This window comes from Ralstonia sp. VS2407 (assembly GCF_052950655.1).
In genome coordinates, this window is the sequence record NZ_JBRFVG010000013.1 from 99,462 (window position 1) to 120,962 (window position 21,501).

General features: G+C 61.9%; 20 protein-coding genes and 1 tRNA gene. 14 read left to right on the forward strand and 7 right to left on the reverse strand.

The genetic code is table 11. The annotated features are described in order from the left end of the window. Positions 1–10: 10 nt before the first annotated feature. Positions 11–469, forward strand: a complete 459-nt coding sequence (locus ACU8YE_RS19790; protein WP_232040336.1) for a DUF4149 domain-containing protein — start codon at positions 11–13, stop codon at positions 467–469. A gap of 66 nt (positions 470–535) precedes the next feature. On the opposite strand, the gene ACU8YE_RS19795 is transcribed toward ACU8YE_RS19790, so the two are convergent. Beyond that, positions 536–1,036, reverse strand: coding sequence for a YhbY family RNA-binding protein (locus ACU8YE_RS19795; RefSeq protein WP_004634261.1), 501 nt, complete (start codon positions 1,034–1,036; stop codon positions 536–538). Positions 1,037–1,144: 108 nt separating this feature from the next. Here ACU8YE_RS19795 and ACU8YE_RS19800 point away from each other — a divergent pair, with 108 nt between their 5' ends. From ACU8YE_RS19800 to phoR, 11 genes are all read left to right on the forward strand, one after another. Next, the gene (locus ACU8YE_RS19800) at positions 1,145–1,810 is read left to right on the forward strand and encodes an RlmE family RNA methyltransferase (RefSeq protein ID WP_232040335.1); all 666 of its coding nucleotides are present in this window, start codon (positions 1,145–1,147) and stop codon (positions 1,808–1,810) included. Between the two features lie 130 nt (positions 1,811–1,940). Further along, on the forward strand, positions 1,941–3,827 hold the full coding sequence (gene ftsH / locus ACU8YE_RS19805; protein ID WP_232040334.1) for an ATP-dependent zinc metalloprotease FtsH: 1,887 nt from the start codon (positions 1,941–1,943) through the stop codon (positions 3,825–3,827). A gap of 211 nt (positions 3,828–4,038) precedes the next feature. Further along, entirely contained in the window at positions 4,039–4,836 is a 798-nt protein-coding gene (gene folP / locus ACU8YE_RS19810; RefSeq protein ID WP_446929410.1) for a dihydropteroate synthase, read from the forward strand. Positions 4,837–4,944: 108 nt separating this feature from the next. After that, entirely contained in the window at positions 4,945–6,288 is a 1,344-nt protein-coding gene (glmM, locus tag ACU8YE_RS19815; protein WP_260802311.1) for a phosphoglucosamine mutase, read from the forward strand. Between the two features lie 191 nt (positions 6,289–6,479). Beyond that, the gene (pstS, locus tag ACU8YE_RS19820; protein WP_446929411.1) at positions 6,480–7,514 is read left to right on the forward strand and encodes a phosphate ABC transporter substrate-binding protein PstS; all 1,035 of its coding nucleotides are present in this window, start codon (positions 6,480–6,482) and stop codon (positions 7,512–7,514) included. A 117-nt stretch (positions 7,515–7,631) separates the two neighbouring features. Beyond that, positions 7,632–8,606: a phosphate ABC transporter permease PstC gene (gene pstC / locus ACU8YE_RS19825; RefSeq protein ID WP_414560750.1), complete on the forward strand. Its 975-nt coding sequence runs from the start codon at positions 7,632–7,634 to the stop codon at positions 8,604–8,606. A 38-nt stretch (positions 8,607–8,644) separates the two neighbouring features. Beyond that, positions 8,645–9,529: a phosphate ABC transporter permease PstA gene (pstA, locus tag ACU8YE_RS19830; protein ID WP_232040329.1), complete on the forward strand. Its 885-nt coding sequence runs from the start codon at positions 8,645–8,647 to the stop codon at positions 9,527–9,529. After that, positions 9,526–10,317, forward strand: a complete 792-nt coding sequence (gene pstB, locus ACU8YE_RS19835; RefSeq protein ID WP_004634243.1) for a phosphate ABC transporter ATP-binding protein PstB — start codon at positions 9,526–9,528, stop codon at positions 10,315–10,317. The genes pstA and pstB overlap by 4 nt, the downstream gene beginning before the upstream one ends. A gap of 40 nt (positions 10,318–10,357) precedes the next feature. Beyond that, on the forward strand, positions 10,358–11,065 hold the full coding sequence (phoU, locus tag ACU8YE_RS19840; RefSeq protein WP_232040328.1) for a phosphate signaling complex protein PhoU: 708 nt from the start codon (positions 10,358–10,360) through the stop codon (positions 11,063–11,065). Between the two features lie 24 nt (positions 11,066–11,089). After that, entirely contained in the window at positions 11,090–11,803 is a 714-nt protein-coding gene (gene phoB / locus ACU8YE_RS19845; protein ID WP_004634238.1) for a phosphate regulon transcriptional regulator PhoB, read from the forward strand. An 82-nt stretch (positions 11,804–11,885) separates the two neighbouring features. Beyond that, positions 11,886–13,214 carry a phosphate regulon sensor histidine kinase PhoR gene (phoR, locus tag ACU8YE_RS19850; protein WP_260802313.1) on the forward strand — a complete coding sequence of 443 codons (1,329 nt, stop codon included), beginning with the start codon at positions 11,886–11,888 and terminating at the stop codon, positions 13,212–13,214. Positions 13,215–13,298: 84 nt separating this feature from the next. Here phoR and ppk1 read toward each other — a convergent pair whose 3' ends face one another. Then, complete coding sequence (ppk1, locus tag ACU8YE_RS19855) at positions 13,299–15,470, reverse strand: polyphosphate kinase 1 (protein ID WP_232040326.1); 2,172 nt, start codon at positions 15,468–15,470, stop codon at positions 13,299–13,301. 169 nt (positions 15,471–15,639) lie between these two features. On the opposite strand from ppk1, the gene ppx reads away from it, so the two are divergent. Further along, the gene (gene ppx / locus ACU8YE_RS19860) at positions 15,640–17,163 is read left to right on the forward strand and encodes an exopolyphosphatase (protein WP_232040325.1); all 1,524 of its coding nucleotides are present in this window, start codon (positions 15,640–15,642) and stop codon (positions 17,161–17,163) included. An 87-nt stretch (positions 17,164–17,250) separates the two neighbouring features. Here the strand turns inward: ppx and ACU8YE_RS19865 are convergent, their stop codons facing one another. The 5 genes from ACU8YE_RS19865 to ACU8YE_RS19885 all read right to left on the reverse strand — a co-directional run bounded on the left by ACU8YE_RS19865 (position 17,251) and on the right by ACU8YE_RS19885 (position 20,538). After that, positions 17,251–18,084, reverse strand: coding sequence for a GNAT family N-acetyltransferase (locus ACU8YE_RS19865; protein WP_446929412.1), 834 nt, complete (start codon positions 18,082–18,084; stop codon positions 17,251–17,253). 128 nt (positions 18,085–18,212) lie between these two features. Beyond that, positions 18,213–18,686 (reverse strand): phosphohistidine phosphatase SixA, encoded by a 474-nt coding sequence (gene sixA / locus ACU8YE_RS19870; protein ID WP_232040324.1) that lies wholly within the window; start codon positions 18,684–18,686, stop codon positions 18,213–18,215. A 550-nt stretch (positions 18,687–19,236) separates the two neighbouring features. Continuing rightward, positions 19,237–19,313: transfer RNA gene (locus tag ACU8YE_RS19875), tRNA-Pro, on the reverse strand. A gap of 35 nt (positions 19,314–19,348) precedes the next feature. Continuing rightward, positions 19,349–20,170 carry a sulfite exporter TauE/SafE family protein gene (locus ACU8YE_RS19880; RefSeq protein WP_316880283.1) on the reverse strand — a complete coding sequence of 274 codons (822 nt, stop codon included), beginning with the start codon at positions 20,168–20,170 and terminating at the stop codon, positions 19,349–19,351. Positions 20,171–20,172: 2 nt separating this feature from the next. Then, the gene (locus ACU8YE_RS19885; protein ID WP_232040322.1) at positions 20,173–20,538 is read right to left on the reverse strand and encodes an ArsR/SmtB family transcription factor; all 366 of its coding nucleotides are present in this window, start codon (positions 20,536–20,538) and stop codon (positions 20,173–20,175) included. 101 nt (positions 20,539–20,639) lie between these two features. Here ACU8YE_RS19885 and ACU8YE_RS19890 point away from each other — a divergent pair, with 101 nt between their 5' ends. Continuing rightward, on the forward strand, positions 20,640–21,500 hold the full coding sequence (locus ACU8YE_RS19890) for an MBL fold metallo-hydrolase (RefSeq protein WP_232040321.1): 861 nt from the start codon (positions 20,640–20,642) through the stop codon (positions 21,498–21,500). The last annotated feature ends 1 nt before the right edge of the window (position 21,501 follow it).

A 21,501-nucleotide genomic window follows, 5' to 3' on the forward strand; every position in this document is an offset into this window, starting at 1 on the left:
GGCAACCGCCATGCCGCAGCGCTTCTTCCAGTTGCTTGCCACGGTGTGGTGCGGTTCGCTCTGGACCATCGGTTACATCGTCGCTCCGACGCTGTTTGCGATGCTGAATGATCGCCAGTTGGCCGGCTCGATTGCCGGCCGGTTGTTTCATGCGCAAGCGTGGATCGGTTTGGCGACAGGGTGCTTGCTGCTGCTGGCTGCCACGGCGCTGGTGCGTCGCGGTCAGGCCGGATACCGGCGGCTGCGCTGGCTTGTCCTGGCGATGCTGCTTTGCGTGCTGGTGGGATATTTCGGCCTGCAGCCCTTCATGGCGTCGCTGCGCGAACAGGCCGATGCGCTCGGCGTGGCGGTGGGGGATTCGCCTTATCGCGCACAGTTTGGCATGCTGCACGGCGTATCGAGTGTGTTCTATCTGGTGCAGAGCCTGCTGGGGTTGGCGCTGATCTGGAAGGCGGCCGGTATTCGGTAAGCCGCCTGCTGCCAAAAAAAAGACCGGCTGGAAAGCCGGTCGTTTTCTGTACGGTGCCGAATTGAATCAGGACAGCGCTTTCTTTTTCTGGCTGGTTTGACGCGGTTTCGCGCGCTTGACGTTGCCGCCGGCCGTGACGCGCTCGTTGCCGAGCACGCTCAGGCGGACCGGCTTCGGACGGCGCGCGCTGTTCGGGTTCGGCTTGCGCACGGTGACCGAGCGCGGGCCGGCACCAACGGTCGTCTTGCGCGGCGGCTTGAGGTCTCGCGGCTGGTTTTCCTTCAGGTACGCCGGGCCTTCGCGCCAGATCACCAGCAGCTTACCGATGTGCTGTACCGGGGCCGCCTGCAGCCGGGCGCAGATGGTGTCATAGAGTTCGATCCGAGCTTCGCGGTCATCGCCGAAGACGCGGATCTTGATCAGCCCGTGGGCCGCCAGCGAGCGGTCGATTTCGGCCAGAACGGCCTTGGTCAGGCCCTCCGCACCGATGATGACGACCGGGTTCAACGCGTGCGCTTCGGAGCGCAGTTCCGATCGTTGGGCAGGGGTGAGGATAAGGGCGGGCATAAATAAGGGCGGAATCGCGCAAAAAGACAAACGGCGCGTATTATCCGCCAAAACCAGTCCTGGCTGCCATGTTTGGCGCGACATCCGGGCGAAATTGCAACCAATTCGATGGCAAAGAACAAGTTCAACCAGTCGTGGCTGCACGACCATATCAACGATCCGTACGTAAAGCTCGCGCAGCGCGAAGGCTATCGCGCACGAGCTGCCTACAAGCTCAAAGAGATTGATGAGCAGGACAAGCTGATCAAGCCGGGCCAGGTCATCGTTGATCTGGGCGCCGCGCCGGGCAGCTGGAGCCAATACGTGCGCAACAAGCTGGCCGCATCGCCGCGCGCCAAGGATGGCCGTATCGATGGGGCAATCGTCGCCATCGACATCCTCCCAATGGAAGCCATTGCCGACGTCACTTTCATCCAGGGTGACTTTCGCGAGGACGACGTTTTCCGGCAGTTGGAAGAAATCGTGCTGGAAGCTAGTGGCGGCGGCAAAGTGGACCTTGTTTTGTCCGATATGGCCCCCAATCTCTCAGGCGTGGCGTCGGCAGACGCCGCGCGTATGGAGCACATCGCTGAACTGGCTGTGGAATTTGCCATGGCGCACCTGAAACCTGAGGGCGCACTGCTGATCAAATGTTTTCACGGCAGTGGCTATAGTCAGATCGTCGAGATGTTCAAACGCCATTTCAAGATCGTTGCGCCGCGCAAGCCTAAAGCCTCCCGCGACAAATCGTCCGAAACATTCCTGTTGGGCCGGCAGCTCAAGCAACCGGGCTGACGGACGATACTCACAGAGGGCCCCCTGCTAGCACGGTGGTGCCTCGGTCTTGCGGGCAATCAACCCGCGGCGGTGTCCGTGCATTACAATGCCAAGCATCCCGTCAAGGCATTTCTAAAGGAGTCTCGCCTTGAATAACAACTGGTTTCAGAAGGCGGCCATCTGGCTGGTGATTGCTTTGGTGCTGTTCACCGTCTTCAAGCAGTTCGACAAGCCGCGCACCCAAGAGGGTGTGACGTACTCGCAATTCATGGATGACGCGAAGGCCGGCAAGGTCAAGCGTGTCGAAGTCCAGGGCCGCACGCTGTTGGTCACGCCCAACGAAGGCAACAAATATTCCATCATCTCGCCCGGCGACATCTGGATGGTGGGCGACCTGATGAAGTACGGCGTGCAGGTGACCGGCAAGGCAGAAGAAGAGCAAGGTGTGCTTCTCACCGCGCTTTACTACCTCGGCCCCACGTTGCTGATCATCGTGTTCTGGTTCTACATGATGCGGCAGATGCAGGGCGGCGGGAAAGGCGGCGCCTTCTCGTTCGGCAAATCGCGAGCGCGGTTGATCGATGAGAACAACAACAGCGTCACGTTTGCTGACGTGGCAGGCTGTGACGAGTCCAAGGAGGAAGTCGTCGAGCTGGTTGACTTCCTGAAGGATCCGCAGAAATTTCAGAAGCTGGGCGGGCGGATCCCCCGCGGCGTACTGCTGGTGGGCCCTCCGGGTACCGGTAAGACGCTGCTGGCTCGCGCCATTGCCGGCGAAGCCAAGGTACCGTTCTTCAGCATTTCCGGTTCGGACTTCGTTGAAATGTTCGTTGGCGTGGGCGCTGCCCGCGTGCGCGACATGTTCGAAAACGCCAAGAAGCAGGCCCCCTGCATCGTGTTCATCGATGAAATCGATGCGGTTGGCCGTCATCGTGGCGCGGGCATGGGCGGCGGCAACGACGAGCGCGAGCAGACCCTGAACCAGATGCTGGTCGAGATGGACGGCTTCGAGGCCAACTCGGGCGTCATCGTGATCGCGGCAACCAACCGTGCAGATGTGCTCGACAAGGCGCTGCTGCGTCCGGGCCGCTTCGACCGTCAGGTCTACGTTGGGCTGCCTGACATTCGCGGCCGCGAGCAGATTCTCAAGGTGCACATGCGCAAGGTGCCTATCGGCAACGATGTTGATGCATCGGTGCTGGCGCGCGGTACCCCGGGCTTTTCGGGTGCCGATCTGGCCAACTTGGTCAACGAAGCTGCGTTGTTTGCTGCACGCCGTAACAAGCGCGTGGTCGACATGCAGGACTTCGAAGATGCAAAGGACAAGATCTTCATGGGTCCGGAGCGCAAGTCGGCTGTGATCCGCGAAGAGGAACGCCGCGCTACGGCGTACCACGAATCGGGCCATGCGGTGGTGGCCAAGCTCCTGCCGAAGGCTGATCCGGTGCACAAGGTCACGATCATGCCGCGCGGCTGGGCTGGCGGTCTGACATGGCAACTGCCGGAGCACGACAAGCACTATGCCTATAAGGACACGATGCTCGAAGAGGTCGCGATTCTGTTCGGTGGCCGTGCTGCAGAAGAGGTGTTCCTGGGTGCGATGAGCACCGGTGCTTCCAACGACTTCGAACGTGCCACCAAGATGGCCCGCGACATGGTGACGCGCTATGGCATGAGCGATGCGCTTGGCACCATGGTCTACGTCGATACGGAGCAGGACGGTTTCTTCGGCCGTATGGCATCCAAGACGGTGTCTGAGGCCACGCAGCAGAAGGTGGATTCGGAAATCCGCCGCATCGTCGACGAGCAATACGCCCTGGCCAAGGGGCTGCTGGAAGCGAATCGCGAAAAGGTTGAAGCCATGACTGCGGCGCTGCTCGAGTGGGAAACCATCGACGCCGATCAGGTCAACGACATCATGGACGGCAAGCCGCCGCGCCCGCCGCGCTACGGCTCGACCGGCGGTGGCAGCACCCCGCCGGGTGGTGGTACGCCGGCTGGTGTGAACCCGGGCAATGTGCCTGCCACGGCCTGATGATGACCCGTTAGTTTGTCGCCCCGGCGGTGACACAGAAAAGCCGGTGCAAACGCACCGGCTTTTTTGTTGGCGTTTTCCGGTACGCCTGGCGTAGCATTCCGGTCCTGCGCAGCATTTCCGTCTATCTATCTTGTCCGCTTTCAATCCCACCACAACGCACTTCCAGTGCGGACGTTTCCGTTACGCACGTGATCGGCGTCCGCTGGTTATGGGCATTCTCAACGTCACGCCCGATTCATTCTCCGATGGAGGGCAGCACGCCACGCGCGATGCGGCCTTGCGCCATGCTGAAAAACTGATCGCAGAAGGCGTCGACATGATCGACATCGGCGGCGAATCGAGCCGGCCTGGTGCCGAACCGTTGAGCCTGCAAGCCGAGTTGGATCGCGTGATGCCCATCGTCGAGGCGCTCCGCGAATGCGGCAAACCGTTGTCCATCGATACTTACAAGCCCGAGGTGATGCGCGCCACGCTGGATGCAGGCGCCGATCTGATCAACGATATCTGGGGCTTTCGCCGGCCTGGCGCGATTGAAGCAGTGGCCAAGGGCGACGCGGGCCTGTGCGTCATGCACATGCAGCGTGACCCTGAAACGATGCAGGAATCGCCCAGCTACGCCGACCTGATGGGCGAGGTTGAAACCTTCCTGCGTGCGCAAACGGAGGCGCTGATGGCCGCTGGCGTGGCGGCTGAGCGTATTTCACTCGATCCGGGATTTGGTTTTGGCAAAACGCCGGATCACAATCTCACCATGCTCAATCGCTTGGCGGAGTTCAATCGGATCGGTTTGCCGCTGCTCGTTGGTTTATCGCGCAAATCGACGCTCGGCGCGGTGCTGGGTGGCAAACCGCCGGCCGAGCGCGTGGCGGCCAGTGTAGCGGCCGCATTGCTGGCCGCAGAGCGAGGCGCGTTCATCGTGCGTGTGCACGACGTGCGGCCAACGGTGGAAGCGATTCAATTGTGGTGGGCGATGCGTCATGAACGCGTCGATCCGCCAGTCGCCTGAGAGCCGCCCCGGCCTCACGCGGCGGGGGGTCAAGCAAATAGAGGATTGCCCGGCGATGGCCGGCGCCTTACAAACAAAGAAAGAAACATTCTCCAGGAGAGACTCCCAATGTCCAGGAAGTATTTCGGCACCGACGGCATCCGTGGGCGTGTCGGTGAAAGCCCGATCACGCCGGATTTCGTGTTGCGCCTTGGGTATGCAGCAGGCCGAGTGCTGGCTCATGGCGGAGAGGCGCACGGCCATGGCCGTCCCACCGTGCTGATCGGCAAGGACACGCGCCTGTCGGGCTACATGCTGGAAGCCGCGTTGGAAGCGGGCTTTACCGCAGCCGGTGTTGACGTCCTGATGAGCGGGCCGCTGCCCACGCCGGGCGTGGCGTATCTCACGCGCGCACTGCGGCTGTCGGCGGGGGTGGTGATTTCTGCGTCACATAACCCGTATTACGACAACGGCATCAAGTTTTTCTCAGCCACCGGCGACAAGCTGCCGGACGAAACCGAACTGCAGATCGAGGCCGAGCTGGAAAGGCCGATGGAGTACGCAGCCTCAGACGCGTTGGGCCGTGCCCGTCGTATCGAGGATGCCGCTGGCCGCTACATTGAGTTCTGCAAGAGCACGTTCCCCAGCGACCTGAACCTGTTCGGCATGAAGGTCGTGCTGGACAGCGCGCATGGCGCGGCCTATCACATCGCACCGCACGTCTTCCATGAGTTGGGTGCGGACGTCGTGTCGATCGGCAACCAGCCGAATGGTCGCAACATCAACGACGGCTATGGCGCGACGGCGCCAGGCAAGTTGGTCGAGGCCACGCGCGAGCATGGGGCCGACATCGGCCTGGCCTTCGACGGCGATGCCGACCGCCTGCAGGTGGTGGACCGCAATGGCCGACTCTACAACGGCGACGAACTGCTCTACGTCATGGTGCAGGCGCGCCGCGCGGCGGGCCAGACGGTGCCGGGTGCGGTCGGCACGCTCATGACCAATCTTGCTGTGGAGCTGGCGCTCAAGGCGCAGGGCGTTGAATTCGTGCGCGCCAAGGTGGGCGACCGCTACGTGCTGGAAGAGCTGAAGAAGAATGGTTGGCTCCTGGGCGGCGAAGGGTCGGGCCACTTGCTCTGCCTGGATAAGCACAGCACGGGCGACGGCATCATCTCGGCGCTGCAGGTGCTTGCGGCATTGCGTCGCAGTGGCCAGACGCTGGACCAGATGCTGGACGGTGTGCGCCTGTTCCCGCAAAAGCTCATCAATGTGCGGGTCGAAAAGGGGTTCGACTGGAAATCGCACGCTGGCCTGCAAGCGGCGCTGAAGACCAGCGAGGCAGAGCTCGACGGCAAGGGGCGGGTGCTGATTCGTCCGTCGGGTACGGAGCCGGTCGTCCGCGTGATGGTGGAAGCGCAGGACGCAGAGCTGGCCAACCAACATGCGGAGCGTCTTGCCGCGACGTTGCAGTAAGTTCCTGCCCGGTCGAGTCAGCGAGTCAGAAAGCGGTCTTCGGGCCGCTTTTTTTATGCGCGTGGGCCGACTTTCATGCTCTGCAGGTCAGTTATGAGAAGTTTTCGTGTTGTCACAGAACTGTCATCCAAGCCGCCTAAAGTTCGGATGTCAAAAATCTGTCATCGCTCAACCGCTCCTCTGGAGAACTCATGAAACTGGTCAAAACCGCAATCGCTGGCGTGGCTGCACTCGCTTTCGCTGGTGCCGCATTTGCTATAGACATCACTGGCGCAGGTGCAACGTTCCCGGCACCCGTCTACAACAAGTGGGCGGCCGACTACAACAAGGCGACCCAAACCAAGGTGAACTACCAAGGTATCGGCTCGTCGGGCGGCATCAAGCAGATCACCGCCAAGACCGTCGACTTCGGCGCATCGGACATGCCGCTGAAGGACGAGGAGTTGAACAAGGATGGCCTGATCCAGTTCCCGACCGTGATCGGCGGCGTGGTGCCTGTGATCAATCTGCCGGGCGTGAAGCCGGGCGAGCTGACGCTGAACGGCCAGTTGCTGGGTGATATCTACCTGGGCAAGATCAAGAAGTGGAATGATCCGGCCATCGCCAAGCTGAATCCGAAGGCCAAGCTGCCGGACCAGGACATCCTGGTGGTGCGCCGTGCTGACGGTTCGGGCACCTCGTTCATCTTCACGAACTACCTGTCGAAGGTGAATACTGAGTGGAAGAGCAAGGTCGGTGAAGGCACGACCGTGAACTGGCCCACCGGTACGGGTGGCAAGGGCAACGAAGGCGTGGCTGCGTTCGTGCAGCGTCTGGGTGGTGCAGTGGGCTACGTTGAGTACGCCTACGCCAAGCAGAACAAGATGACGTACGTGAACCTGCAGAACAAGTCGGGCGCCGTGGTGCAACCGACCGCTGAAGCCTTCAAGGCTGCGGCTGCTGGCGCCGAGTGGAGCAAGTCGTACTACCAAATCCTGACGGACGAACCGGGCAAGGACGCATGGCCGATCGCTGGTGCGACGTTCATCCTGCTGCACAAGACGCAAGCCAAGCCGGCGCAGGGCGCTGAAGTCATGAAGTTCTTCGACTGGGCCTACAAGGGTGGTGATGAGGCTGCCAAGGGCCTGGACTACGTGCCGCTGCCGGACGCTGTGAAGAACCAGATCCGCGCAACGTGGAAGTCGAGCGTGAAGGATGCGTCGGGTAAGGTTGTCTACAACCAATGATGGTTGCCTGCTGCATCAGGGTTCGTAAGTAGGTGCAGCACAAGGTGCGGGAGGGCGGTACGAATCGGTCGCCCGCACCATTTCAAAAGCTTCTTTCCCGGCTGACCGGTTTCCCTCATGGCCACGCTCTCTGATTCCTCTGGCGCTTCCCGTATGCGAGCACCCAGCCGCCTTGGCGATCTGGTGTTCGGCGGTCTGACCCGCCTTGCCGCAATCGTTACGCTGTTACTGCTGGGCGGCATCATCATCTCGCTCATCATCAGCTCCTGGCCCACGATTCAGAAATTCGGCCTGTCGTTCCTGTGGAATTCGGAGTGGGATCCACCCTCCGATATTTATGGCGCGCTGGTGCCCGTCTACGGCACGCTGGTCACGTCGCTGATCGCGCTCATCATTGCCGTGCCCGTGAGCTTCGGCATTGCGCTGTTTCTGACCGAGCTGTCGCCGGCGTGGCTGCGCCGACCGCTGGGTACCGCCATCGAGCTGCTCGCTGCAGTGCCGTCCATCGTGTACGGCATGTGGGGTCTGCTCGTGTTTGCTCCCATCTTCGGCGAATACTTTCAAAAACCGCTGGCCGCGACCGTCGGCAAGATCCCGGTCATCGGGGTGCTGTTCCAAGGAGCGCCGATCGGCATCGGCCTGCTGTGCGCTGGGGTGATCCTGGCGATCATGATCATCCCGTACATTTCGGCGGTGATGCGCGACGTGTTCGAAATTACGCCGACGCTGCTCAAGGAATCTGCCTACGGCGTGGGCTGCACGACGTGGGAAGTCATGTGGAACGTGGTGCTGCCGTACACCAAGGCGGGGGTGATCGGCGGTGTGATGTTGGGCCTGGGCCGCGCGCTGGGCGAGACCATGGCTGTGACGTTCGTAATCGGCAACACCAACTTGCTGTCCGATCCATCGTTGTTCTCGCCGGGCAACAGCATTACGTCGGCGCTGGCCAATGAATTTGCGGAAGCGGGGCAGGGCCTGCATACCGCGGCGCTCATGGAGCTGGGCTTGATCCTGTTCGTCATCACGTTCATCGTGCTGGCGGCCTCCAAGTTGCTGCTTCTGCGCCTGCAGAAGAGCGAGGGTCAAAAGTGAACCAACGCGATCTGCCTGACGCTATGAGACCCAACACCATGCGTACGTCTTCCATTCCTGCCGTCCGCGCCGACTCTGAAAAGGTCAAGGCACGCTTGCAGGCCCGCCGCCGCAACGTCAACGGGATTGCGCTGGCGCTGTCGCTTGCCGCCATGGCTTTCGGTCTGGTGTGGCTGGCATGGATTCTGTGGACCACGCTCTCGCTGGGTGTGGGCGGCCTGTCGATGTCGCTCTTCACTGAGATGACTCCGGCGCCCAACACCCCGGGAGGCGGCCTTGCCAACGCCATCGCAGGGTCGTTCCTGCTGGTGGGCATGGCCACGCTGGTCGGTACGCCGCTGGGCATCCTGGCGGGCATTTATCTTGCCGAATACGGCAAGACTTCAATGCTTGCGAGCGCCACCCGCTTCATCAATGACATCCTGCTGTCGGCGCCGTCCATCGTGATCGGCCTGTTCGTGTATGCCGTCGTGGTGGCGCGCGTGCAGCACTTCTCGGGTATCGCCGGCGTGCTTGCACTCGCGCTGCTGCAGATTCCGATCGTGGTACGCACCACCGAAAACATGCTGAACCTGGTGCCCAACGCGATGCGTGAAGCTGCCATGGCGCTTGGCACGCCCAAGTGGAAGATGATCCTGTCGATTACGCTCAAGGCGTCGTATGCCGGCGTGATTACCGGTGTGCTGCTGGCCATCGCGCGCATTGCCGGTGAAACCGCGCCGCTGCTCTTTACCGCGTTGAACAACCAGTTCTGGAGCCTGGATCTGAATCAGCCGGTGGCCACGCTGCCGACCGTGATCTTCAAGTTTGCGATGAGCCCGTTCCCCGAGTGGCAGCAATTGGCCTGGGCCGGGGTGTTCCTGATTACGCTGGGTGTGCTGGGGCTGAACGTCCTTGCGCGTGCCTTGTTCACCAAGAAATGACCATGACTGCTACGTCCCTCGAAGTGCGCACGCAAAGCCCGAAGATCGATGTTCGCGACCTGAACTTCTACTACGGCAAGTTCCACGCGCTGAAGAACATCTCGCTGCAGATTCCCGAGAAGCAGGTGACGGCGTTCATCGGTCCGTCGGGCTGCGGCAAGTCGACACTGCTGCGTACGTTCAACAAGATGTACGCGCTGTATCCGGAGCAGCGTGCCGAAGGCCAGATCAACATGGACGGCGAGAACCTGCTGACCTCGCGCATGGACATCGCCCTGTTGCGTGCCAAGGTCGGCATGGTGTTTCAGAAGCCGACGCCGTTCCCGATGTCGATCTACGACAACATCGCGTTCGGTGTGAAGCTGTTCGAGCGCCTGTCGCGTTCCGAAATGGACGACCGCGTGGAATGGGCGCTCACCAAGGCCGCGTTGTGGAATGAAGTGAAGGACAAGCTTAACCAGTCGGGCTACGGCTTGTCGGGTGGTCAGCAGCAGCGTCTGTGTATCGCGCGCGGCATTGCCATCCGCCCTGAAGTGCTGCTGCTGGACGAGCCGTGCTCGGCGCTGGACCCGATTTCCACGGGCAAGATCGAAGAGCTGATCGCCGAACTGAAAGACGACTACACGGTCGTCATCGTCACGCACAACATGCAACAGGCGGCGCGTTGCTCCGACTACACGGCGTACATGTACCTGGGTGAGTTGATCGAATTCGGCGATACCGAAAAGATCTTCATCAAGCCGCAGCGCAAAGAAACAGAAGACTACATTACCGGCCGCTTCGGCTGACCTGCAACAACGCTGAAGCTGAAGCGACAAGGAGAAACCGATGTCTGAGAAGCATCTGTCATCGCAGTTTGACACCGACCTGACCTCCATCAGCACCAAGGTGCTGCAGATGGGCGGTCTGGTGGAAGCACAGATTGCACGCGCCATGCGTGCGCTGGCCAATTTCGACATCGCCATGTGCGATCAAGTCATGGCCGTGGAGCTGGAAATCAACGCGCTCGAGATCGAGATCGACAGCGATTGCAACAACATCATCGCGCGCCGCCAACCGACCGCACGTGACCTGCGTTTGGTGATGGCCATCTCCAAGACCATCACCAACCTCGAGCGTGCCGGCGACGAAGCCGAGAAGATCGCCAAGCGCACCAAGCGCATCATGCAAGACCCGTCGGCACATGCACTGAACTACGCCGGTGTGGAGCGCTCGGGTGAGATGGCCGCGACCATCCTGCGTCATGCGCTGGACGCCTTCGCGCGCCTGGATACCGCTGCTGCTGTGTCGATCCTGCAGGAAGACAAGGCCATCGATGAGGAATTCCGCGGCTTCATGCGCGAACTCATCACGTACATGATGGAGAACCCGCGCACGATTTCGGTGGCGCTGGATCTGCTGTTCATTGCCAAGGCTATCGAGCGTATTGGCGATCACGCCAAGAACATCGCCGAGTTTATTATCTACATCGTCAAGGGAACGGACGTCCGGCATGCTTCGCGTGAAGCGCTGGAACGCGAGATCCTGGGTGAGTAAAAGGGCAGGACTGGAGACGTGAGCATGCCGAGCAGTATTCTCGTCGTAGAAGACGAACCGGCGATCGCTGAACTGATCGCCGTCAACCTGCAGCACGCAGGGCACTACCCGATCCGCGCATACAACGCCGAGCAGGCGCTGTCGCTGATGAGCGATGTACTGCCCGACCTCGTCCTGCTCGATTGGATGCTGCCGGGCAAGTCAGGCGTGATGTTCGCCAAGGAGCTGCGCGCCAACGAGCGCACGCGCCAGATCCCGATCATCATGCTGACGGCCCGCAGCGAAGAGCAGGACAAGATCATGGGCCTGGACAGTGGCGCCGACGATTACGTCACGAAGCCGTTCTCGCCCAAGGAATTGTTGGCCCGCATCAAGGCGGTTCTGCGCCGCCGGGCGCCGCAACTGACCGACGACGTGGTGGCCATCAACGGTCTGAAGCTGGACCCGGCCACGCACCGTGTGACGGCCACGAACGTCGAGGCAGAAAACCCGATCAAGCTGGATCTCGGTCCGACGGAGTTCCGATTGCTGCATTTCCTGATGACGCATCCGGAGCGCGTGCACAGCCGCTCGCAGCTGCTCGACCAAGTGTGGGGCGACCATGTGTTCGTGGAAGAGCGCACGGTGGATGTGCACATCAAGCGTCTGCGCGCGGCGCTCGCTCCGGGTGGCTACAGCAACATGATCGAAACCGTGCGCGGCAGCGGCTATCGCCTGGCGCGCAATCCGGGGCAATAACGTAGCAGTCAGACGAGCGCGCGAGCGGGGGATCCATCGCGCGTTCACACGTCCGCCGCGGTCCAGCGCTTAGAATGCCTTCATGAACGTCTTCTGGACCCGCTTTGCCGTCTTTGCCGCCCTTATGGGCATTGTCACGGCATGCCTCTATCTCTTCGTCGACCACGTGGTTGCGCTGGCCGTGCTCAGTGCCATGCTGCTGGCGATGCTCCTCTATTACATCTATCAGATCCAACGCCTGTGGCGCGTGCTGGACTCGCCCGCCTATGGCGAGATCCCCAGCGCGCTGGGTCTGTGGGGCGAGGTCTACTACCGCCTGCACCGGTTGATGAAGGCCTGGCGCACCCAGGTGCTGCAGGTTGAGCAACAGCACAGCCGCTTCATCCAGGCCATCCAGGCCTCGCCCAACGGCGTGCTCATGCTTGACGGCGAAGACCAGATCGAATGGTGCAACGCGGTGGCGGAAGAGCACTTCGGCCTGTCTGCCAAGCGTGATTTGCGTCAACGCATTACCCACCTGATTCGCCGACCGGAGTTCGTGCGCTACCTGGCGCGCGGCGAGTTCGAGGAGCCGCTCACCATGCATGACGTGGGCCCGCACAAGCAAAGCATCATTTCTGCCCAGATTTTGCCGTATGGCGAAGACCGCAAGTTGCTGGTGTCGCAGGACATCACCAAGTTGGAGAACACCGAAGCGATGCGCCGCGATTTCGTGGCCAACGTCTCGCACGAGCTGAAGACGCCGCTGACCGTGCTCTCGGGTTTTCTGGAGACGGTGCGCGACCTACCGCTGCCGGAAGAAGACAAGAGGCGCTACCTGGACATGATGCATACGCAGGCCATGCGCATGCAGCATCTGGTGGAAGACTTGCTGGCGCTCGCCACGCTGGAAGGCAATTCCGAGCCTCCGTCATTGGCGCCCGTGCCGATGCAACGCATGATGCTGCAGCTCCAGCACGATATCGAAGCGCTGTCTGCGGGCCGGCACACCGTCAGCATGACATGCGACCCAGCCGTGAGCGTGTGCGGCGCCGAGCTTGAATTGCTTTCCGCGTTCAGCAATCTGGCATCCAACGCGGTGCGCTATACGCCGGATGGCGGCACGATCCGCCTGGATTGGGGCGTGCGTGATGGGCACGCGGTGTACTCCGTCACCGACACGGGGATCGGCATTGCGCCCGAACATATTCCGCGCTTGACCGAGCGTTTCTATCGCGTGGACCGCAGCCGTTCACGCGACACCGGCGGCACCGGGCTGGGGTTGGCCATTGTGAAGCACGTGCTGTCACGCCACGGTGGGGAACTGCAGGTGACCAGCGAGCACGGCAAGGGCAGCACCTTCCGCGCCGTGTTCCCGCCGGAACGCACGGTGGTGCGCAGTGCCAGTGTTACCGATGAGCGCGTGGCCTGAACGCTGGTTCTTTCCATCCATTGAACGCTAAAAAAACGCACGCTGTTGAGCGTGCGTTTTTGTTTGCAGGCACGGGCTGGCGGATCAGCCCGCGGAGATCTCCACCGGCGCGCGCACCGTCGGTTCCGCAGCCGTTGCCGCCGCCACTGCGGCAGCCGTCTCCGCCGCCGCGGCAGCCTGCGGCGAGAAGTGGTTCAGCAGTTCCAGCTGGCTGATGCGCACGTGCTTGCCACGCGTCTGGCGCTGCACGTAGCTGCCATCCTGCTGCATGACCCACGCCGACGCGTTGTCGCGCAGATGCACCTGCAGGCTTTCCCTGATGACGCGCGCCTTGAGCTTGCGGTCGAGCACGGGGAACGCCACTTCCACGCGGCGGAACAGGTTGCGGTCCATCCAGTCCGCGCTTGAGAGATAGACGACTTCCTCGCCGCCAGCATGGAAGTAATAGACGCGGTGGTGCTCCAGGAAACGCCCGACGATGGAGCGCACGCTGATGTTTTCCGACAGCCCTGGCACGCCCGGCTTGAGGCCACATACTCCGCGCACGATCAGGTCGACCTTCACGCCTGCGCGCGAGGCCTTGTACAGCTCGTCGATGATGGCCGGCTCCAGCAGCGCGTTCATCTTGCCGATGATGCGCGCACGTTTGCCTGCGCGAGCGGCACGCGCTTCGGCTCGGATGTGCTCGATCAGGTTGTCGTGCATCGTGAACGGCGAGTGCCACAGATGATGCAGCTTGATCTGCGCGCCCGTGCCCGTGAGCAACTGGAACACGTGATGCACGTCTTCGCAGATCTGCTCGTTGGCCGTCATCAGGCCGAAGTCGGTGTAGAGGCGGGCGGTCTTGGGGTGGTAGTTTCCCGTGCCCAGGTGCGCGTAGCGGCGCAGCTTGACCGCCTTGCCCTTGCCGGACACCTCACGACGCACCACCAGCAACATCTTTGCGTGACACTTGTGGCCCACCACGCCATACACGACATGGGCGCCGGCCGATTCAAGCTGGTCCGCCCAGTTGATGTTCGTCTCTTCGTCAAAGCGCGCGAGCAGTTCGACGACAACGGTCACCTCCTTGCCGTTGCGCGCCGCTTTGATGAGCGCTTCCATCACCGTGGATTCGTTGCCGGTACGGTAGACAGTCTGCTTGATGGCAACCACGTCCGGGTCGCGCGCAGCTTGCTGAAGCAATTCCAGCACGGGCGTGAAGCTTTCGTACGGATGGTGCAGCAGGATGTCACCCTGGCGGATGGCGTCGAACACGTTCGAGCTGTTGGCGATCTGCCGCACCGTGGCCGGCACGTGCGGCGGGTACTTCAGCACCGGTTTGTCGACCATGTCAGGCACCTGCAGCAGGCGCACCAGATTCACAGGTCCCTTGACGCGGTAGCAGTCCGCATCGGTCAGCCCGAACTCCTGAAGCAGCCGCACCACCAGTGCCGGCGATGTGTCGTGCGCGAGTTCCAGACGCACCGCGTCGCCAAAATGGCGCGTGGACAGTTCGCCCTGAAGCGCTTCGCGCAAGTCCGTGATTTCATCTTCCGACACGAACAAGTCGGAGTTGCGCGTCACGCGGAATTGATAACAGCCGTGTACGTCGATCTGCGGAAACAGCTCATGCACAAAGCCCTGCATGAACGACGACAGCAGCACGAACCCGTACTGGTAGCCCGAGAGTTCCGGCGGCATCTGCACAAGCCGCGGCAGGGCGCGCGGCGCCTGCACGATGGCCAGTTCAGCCTCACGGCCGAAGGCATCCTTGCCCGACAGCTCGATGATGAAGTTCAGGCTCTTGTTGAGCACGCGCGGGAAGGGGTGAGCCGGGTCCAGCGCCATCGGCGTCAGGATGGGCACCAGTTCGCGCTGGAAGAAACTGCGGCACCAGGCGCGCTGGGCTTCATTCCAGTTGGTCGTCATGTGGAAGAAGACGCCTTCCTTCTCCAGCAAGGGCAGGATCTCGTCCTGCAACATGGCATACTGTTGCGCGACCAGTTGCCGCACACGCTCCGAGACCACGCCAAAAGCCTGCTGCACCGACAGCCCGTCAGGCGTGACCGATGAAGGGTTGTCGCGCATCTGTTCCTTCAATCCGGCAATGCGGATTTCAAAGAACTCATCGAGATTGCTCGACACGATGCAGATGAATTTCAGCCGCTCCATCAGCGGCACACCCGGGTCAGCAGCCTGGGCGAGCACACGGGCGTTGAATTCCAGGATGCCCAGTTCGCGATTGAGCAGATCGCCCGCGGGCAATGTCGACATGTTGTGTTCAGACGGATGACGATCCGGCCACTTTTTCATAATTCAGTGTCAAATTTGTGACACATTGGATTTGTCACGTTCGGGACACAATAAAGACATATTTTGTTGCGCATTGTTTCGAACGACAATACTCCGCGCCCCTGATTTTGCTCCTCTCCCGTTTTCATTCATGAGTCCCACCCCCCGTCTGCTGGCTGCTGTCGACATGGGCTCCAACAGCTTCCGGCTGATGATCGGCCGCGTCGACGAAACCCCTGGTGGCACCCAGATATTCCAGGTCGATGCGCTGCGCGAACCCGTGCGTTTGGCCGCCGGGCTTACGCAAGATAAATACCTGGATCAACCGGCACGCCGGCGCGGCGTCGATGCGTTGCGCCGCTTTGGCGATCGCTTGCGTGATTTCCCGCCGGAACATGTACGTGCCGTGGCCACCAACACCTTGCGCGTGGCCAAGAATGCGCAGGAATTCCTGATCGAGGCGGAAGCCGCCCTCGGTTTTCCCATCGAGGTGATTGCCGGCCGCGAAGAGGCACGGCTGATCTATCTCGGTGCATCGCATGACGCACCGGCGTGCCAGGGCAACCGGCTCGTCGTCGACATCGGTGGCGGCTCCACGGAGTTCATCATCGGCAATGGCTACAAGCCCAAGCTGATGGAGTCGCTGTACATCGGTTGCGTTTCGCACAGCCGGCATTTCTTTCCGAACGGCAACGTTGATGAATATGCGATGAAGCAGGCCGAGCTGGCGGCGCGTCGCGAGATCCAGGTGCTCGTGCAGCAATACCGCACGGCGGGCTGGAACCAGGCCGTCGGGTCATCGGGTACGGCGCGCGCGCTGGCCGAGCTGATCGAGCTGAACGGCTTCAATGACAAGAGTAACGAGCACGGCATCACGCGCGAAGGACTGGAGCGCCTGAAGCGCGCGCTCGTCAAGTCGGAGAACACCAACCGCCTGAAGCTCAATGGTCTGAAGGCGGACCGGATTCCGGTGCTGCCGGGCGGCTTGTCGATCATGCTCGGCGTGTTTGCAGAGCTCGATGTCGACCGCATGGACGTGACCGATGGCGCCTTGCGCCTGGGCGTGCTGTATGACCTGCTCGGCCGTACGCACCACGAAGACATGCGTACGGTGACGATCGAGCAGTTCATGCGCCGCTACAGCGTCGACCGTGCGCAGGCGAGCCGCGTTCGCGATGCGGCAACCGCGCTGCTGTCACAGTTTCCCGATCCGCCCGACGAGCGCCGTGAAGACAATCTCGCGCTGCTGGGTTGGGCGGCAAACCTGCACGAGATCGGTATGAGCATCTCGCACAGCGGGTATCACAAGCACTCGGCGTACATTGCCAGCCATGCCGATATGCCGGGCTTCTCCAAGACCGATCAGGCGCGCCTCGCGACGCTGCTGCTGGGCCATGCCGGCAAGCTGGGGAAGCTTTCGGGCGGCGGCAAGTTCCTGGATTGGCGGATGCTGTTCAGCCTGCGTCTGGCGTTTGTGCTGTGCCGCCGGCGGGGAGCGATCCAACTGCCGGGCCTGCGCGTGCGCCATAGCGAGGGCGAGCTGAACGAAGGCGGTTTCGAGGTCGAGCTGCCGAAAAGTTGGATCGAGCAGAACCCGCTGGTGGAATACAGCCTGATGAAGGAAGCCGATGAGTGGCAGCGCATCGGCCGCCGCTACAAGGTGGTGTACGTGTAAGGCGTCTTGCCGCATCCAAAGCAAAACGGCCCGGAGTGACCCGGGCCGTTTTCTTTTGCGCGGCGCTGTTCGGAGTGATATCTGATATCAGCCGCGCAGGAAGTGCCGTGCGTAACGCGGGTTGATGTCCGACAGACGCAGCAGCGTGAGGAAGTCGGCGACGTTGAAGTCGGGGTCCCACGCCGGTGCGCCGCAGATGCGTGCGCCCAGACGCAGATAGCCCTTCACGAGCGCGGGCGGCTCGACTTCCAGATCCTGGTTCAGCTCATCTACCGGCAGCGCCACGCGCGGGAAGGCGTGGTACTCGATCGGTGCGAGCGAGCCGTCGTCAACGAAGCTGCGATACAGGCTTGCGGCAAAGTGCCCGCCATCGCCCATCGACACGCTTGCGCAGCCCAGCATCGACTCGAAGCCGTAGCGCTGCATGTACTCGCCCAGGCCGGCCCAGAGCGCCATGATGACGCTGCCCGAGCGGTAATCGCGGTGCACGCACGAGCGGCCGAGTTCTACCATCTTTGGGCGCAGGTGCGTCAGGCGAACGAGGTCGAACTCCGATTCGGAATACAGGCAGCCGATCTGCTTGGCGGCGTCCGGGCGCAGCACGCGATAGGTGCCGACCACGCGCAGCGTCTTCTGGTCACGCACGATCAGGTGGTCGCACACCGCGTCGAACATGTCGACGTCCAGTTCAGTGTGGGCCGAGGGCAGGCGGGCGCCCATTTCTTCGGCAAACACCTTGTAGCGCAGGCGCTGCGCTTCGCTCACTTCATCCTGATGGCGCGCCCACGAAACGGCCAGAACAGGTTTGTCACGCGCCGCAACAGCGTCGGGTGAGCGAGGAAGGCCCCTCCGTGCGTTGCCCAGATTCAGGCTCGGCAGTGCGTCGATCAACGGCTGAGTGGGCGTCGGCAGGTCTCGCATTCGTGCATCCCCAAGGGTGGATTTCGGGGCGATTCTAGAGACACTGCGTGACAGATCCGCGACAAAAGCGTGTCAATCGTGACCGTTGCGTGAATTTTGCGTGGCGATGCTGTGACGAGGGCGATGTGTCACACGAGATCGGGATTGACCACCGCGCGCAGCACCGTCTGGGCTTCGTCTTCGCGCATGCGGCGGCACAGCCACCACACGCCGGCTTTCTTCACGCTCCAGTCCATCTCCGTGCCTGCGATGAGCAAGCTGGCAAGACGGCCCAGCCACGGCTGATGGCCGACCAGCAGCAGGTTCGTATTCGAGGGCCAGTCCAACGCGTCAAGGATCGCACTGACATCGGCGCCGGGCGCAAGCGCGGTCAGCGTCTGGAAATGCTCGGTGAGGGCGCGCGCGGTCTGTTGCGTGCGCACGGCAGGGCTGGCGAGCACGAGTGTGCCGTCCGGCAAGCGGGGGCGCAGCCAGTTGGCCATCTTCTCGGCTTGCTTGTGACCGCGCTTGGTGAGTTCTCTCTGCAGATCGGTGTTGCGCTGGATGCGCAGCGATGCGGCCACGTCTTCGGCTTCAGCGTGGCGCCACAGGATGAGGTTCATGGAGAAGTGAGCGGCATTGCCTGGATGCGGATGCTGTCTTTATAGCATCGTCAGATGACATCACGAGCTGCACCGAACCGCGCCAAAACAAAAACGGCCTACGTGGTCAACGTAAGCCGTTTGTGTTTGCTGCTCAATTCTGGTCGGGGCGTACTTTCGTGGGAACGCCCCGGGGTCACACGGGTAGTCTGTGCATTTCGCGGACTTGAGGTCGCCGTTGCCGTTGCCTATCTTGATTGTCGAGGCAATGTTGATTGGGTGAAATGGTGCTGGCAAATATCATAAATCGCATTCCGATGTGGGCCTTGATAGCGGGGTTGCTGGCTTTGTTCGGGTACGGCTATGTAAGCGACCAATTGGCGAATGAGCCCAACTGTAAGGCCTATAACAAGGCCTATGGCTTAAAGGGGGACTGCGAGAACGCTGTTTTCAGATGGTTCAAGCAATAGGCCACGAGAACCTTCGTGGGCGCAAACGCAGATGCACAGAAGCAGCAAACAAAAACGGCCTACGTGGTTAACGTAAGCCGTTTTTGTTTGCTGCTCAATTCTGGTCGGGGCGGCAGGATTTGAACCCGCGGTCTTCCGGTCCCAAACCGGACGCGTTACCAGACTACGCTACGCCCCGAAGACCGCGATTGTACCGCTTTCGCAACACGCCGGTCAAATCAGAGTTCGGACAATCATGCCGAGCGCCACGGCGCCCGCAAATGCAGCGAATCCTTGCTGCAGGGCAGGCCCCGCCAAACGCCGCGCAAAGCGCCGGCCCACCAGCATGCCCGTCAACGCGCCGGCCGCAAACGGCAGCGCGATATGCCAATCGACATGCCCTCCAATGGCCGAGGCGACCACACCGCCCGTCGACACCAGCGCAATGACCGCCAACGAGGTGGCGACGATGGTTTGCATCGGCAGATCGGTCGCGCGGCGCAATGCGGGCACGATGACAAAGCCGCCGCCCACACCAAGCAATCCCGACAGGAAGCCTGCGCCCACGCCCGACGCGGCCAATGCACGCGCGCACGGCAGCGTCCAGACCAGCTTGGCCGTGGTGGTGTCGAGGTGACAGGGTGGTGCGGATCGTCTTGGCTGAGGTTCGGTCGATGGCGCGGCGCGCGCTTGCCGAAACATGCGCAGCGCCACGTAGGCGAGCACCACAGCAAACAGCAGCGTGAGCGGCGTGTTCGGCACGCGGTGCGCAACCCAGATGCCGAACGGCGAGATCACCACGCCGCATAGCGCCATCAGCCCGGCGGCCTTGTAGCGAACCTTGCCTTCCCGCAAGCCGAGCATCGCGCCCAGCCCCGCGGACAGTCCCACCGCCAGCAGTGCAATCGGCGCAGCCTGCTGCACCGACAGGTGCAATCCGAAGATCAGCAGCGGCACCGCGACAATGGCCCCGCCCGCGCCCGTCAGCGCCAGGATGAGCCCCACCACAGAGCCCAGCCCCGCGCTGATGATCCAGCCCGCTTCGATCGGCGACATGATCACTGTCCCGCCATCTTCTTCAAGACCTTGCCGCAGTACAGCTCGGAGAGTGTCTGCATGATCTGGATGACCTCGAAGCTGGCGAGCCGGTAGTAGATGTATTTGCCTTCGCGCCGCGTGGTGACAAGGCCCTCGTCACGCAGCACGCCCAACTGCTGCGACAGGCTGGGCTGACGCAGGCCGACCAGTGCCTCCAGCTCGCCGACATTGCGCTCGCCCTGCGTGAGTTGGCAGAGCAGCAGCAGACGGTCTTCGTGGGCCATGGCCTTGAGCACGGCGCACGCCTGCGACGCAGAGGCGCGCAGCATGGAAATGGCCGCCTCGGGCAGCGGCACAACATCGGGACTCGCAGTGGAATGACTCATCGGGGCGCCGTCGAGGTTTCTGTTAACGCTGTTTGCACTATTGGCAGACAGAATGTCAGGCGATATTCTATAAAAATATAGATTGTTCGGGAACGTTCACCATGCATGCCCAGATCGAATCCTTTTTCGACGCCGATACCTGCACCATGACCTACGTGGTGCACGCGGGCCCCGGCACGGCCTGCGCCGTGATCGACTCGGTACTCGACTACGACCCAAAATCGGGCCGCACGACGACCCGATCAGCCGACCGCGTTGCCGCGTTCATCGAAGCGCAGGACTTGCGCATCGAATGGCTGCTGGAGACGCACGCGCATGCCGATCACCTGTCGGCCGCGCCGTATCTGCGGGGGCGCTTCGGCGGGCGCATTGCCATCGGGGAGCGCATTCGCGTCGTGCAGGGTGTGTTCAAGCCGATCTTCAATCTCGAGCCCTCATTCCTGCTCGATGGCTCGCAGTTCGATCATTTGTTCGCGCCAGACGAGGTGTTCCATATCGGCAATCTGGAAGCCAAGGCGCTGGCCGTGCCGGGTCACACGCCGGCAGACATGGCGTATCAGGTGGGCGATGCAGTGTTTGTGGGCGACACTTTGTTCATGCCGGACGTGGGCACGGCGCGCTGCGATTTTCCGGGTGGAAATGCGGGCACGTTGTATCAGTCGATCCGCCGCCTGCTGGATTTGCCGCCGGACACGCGGCTCTACATGTGCCACGACTATCCGCCCGCCGGCCGCGAAGCCATCTGCCACACAACGGTGGCCGAGCAGCGCCGCGCCAACATCCATGTGCGCGATGGCGTGACCGAGGCGGAGTTCGTGCAGATGCGCACGAAGCGCGACGCCACGCTTGGCATGCCCACGCTGATGCTGCCGGCGATCCAGGTGAACATTCGCGCGGGCATGTTGCCCCCGGCCGAGCCGAATGGCGTGCAGTACCTCAAGATTCCGCTGAACGCGCTGTAAC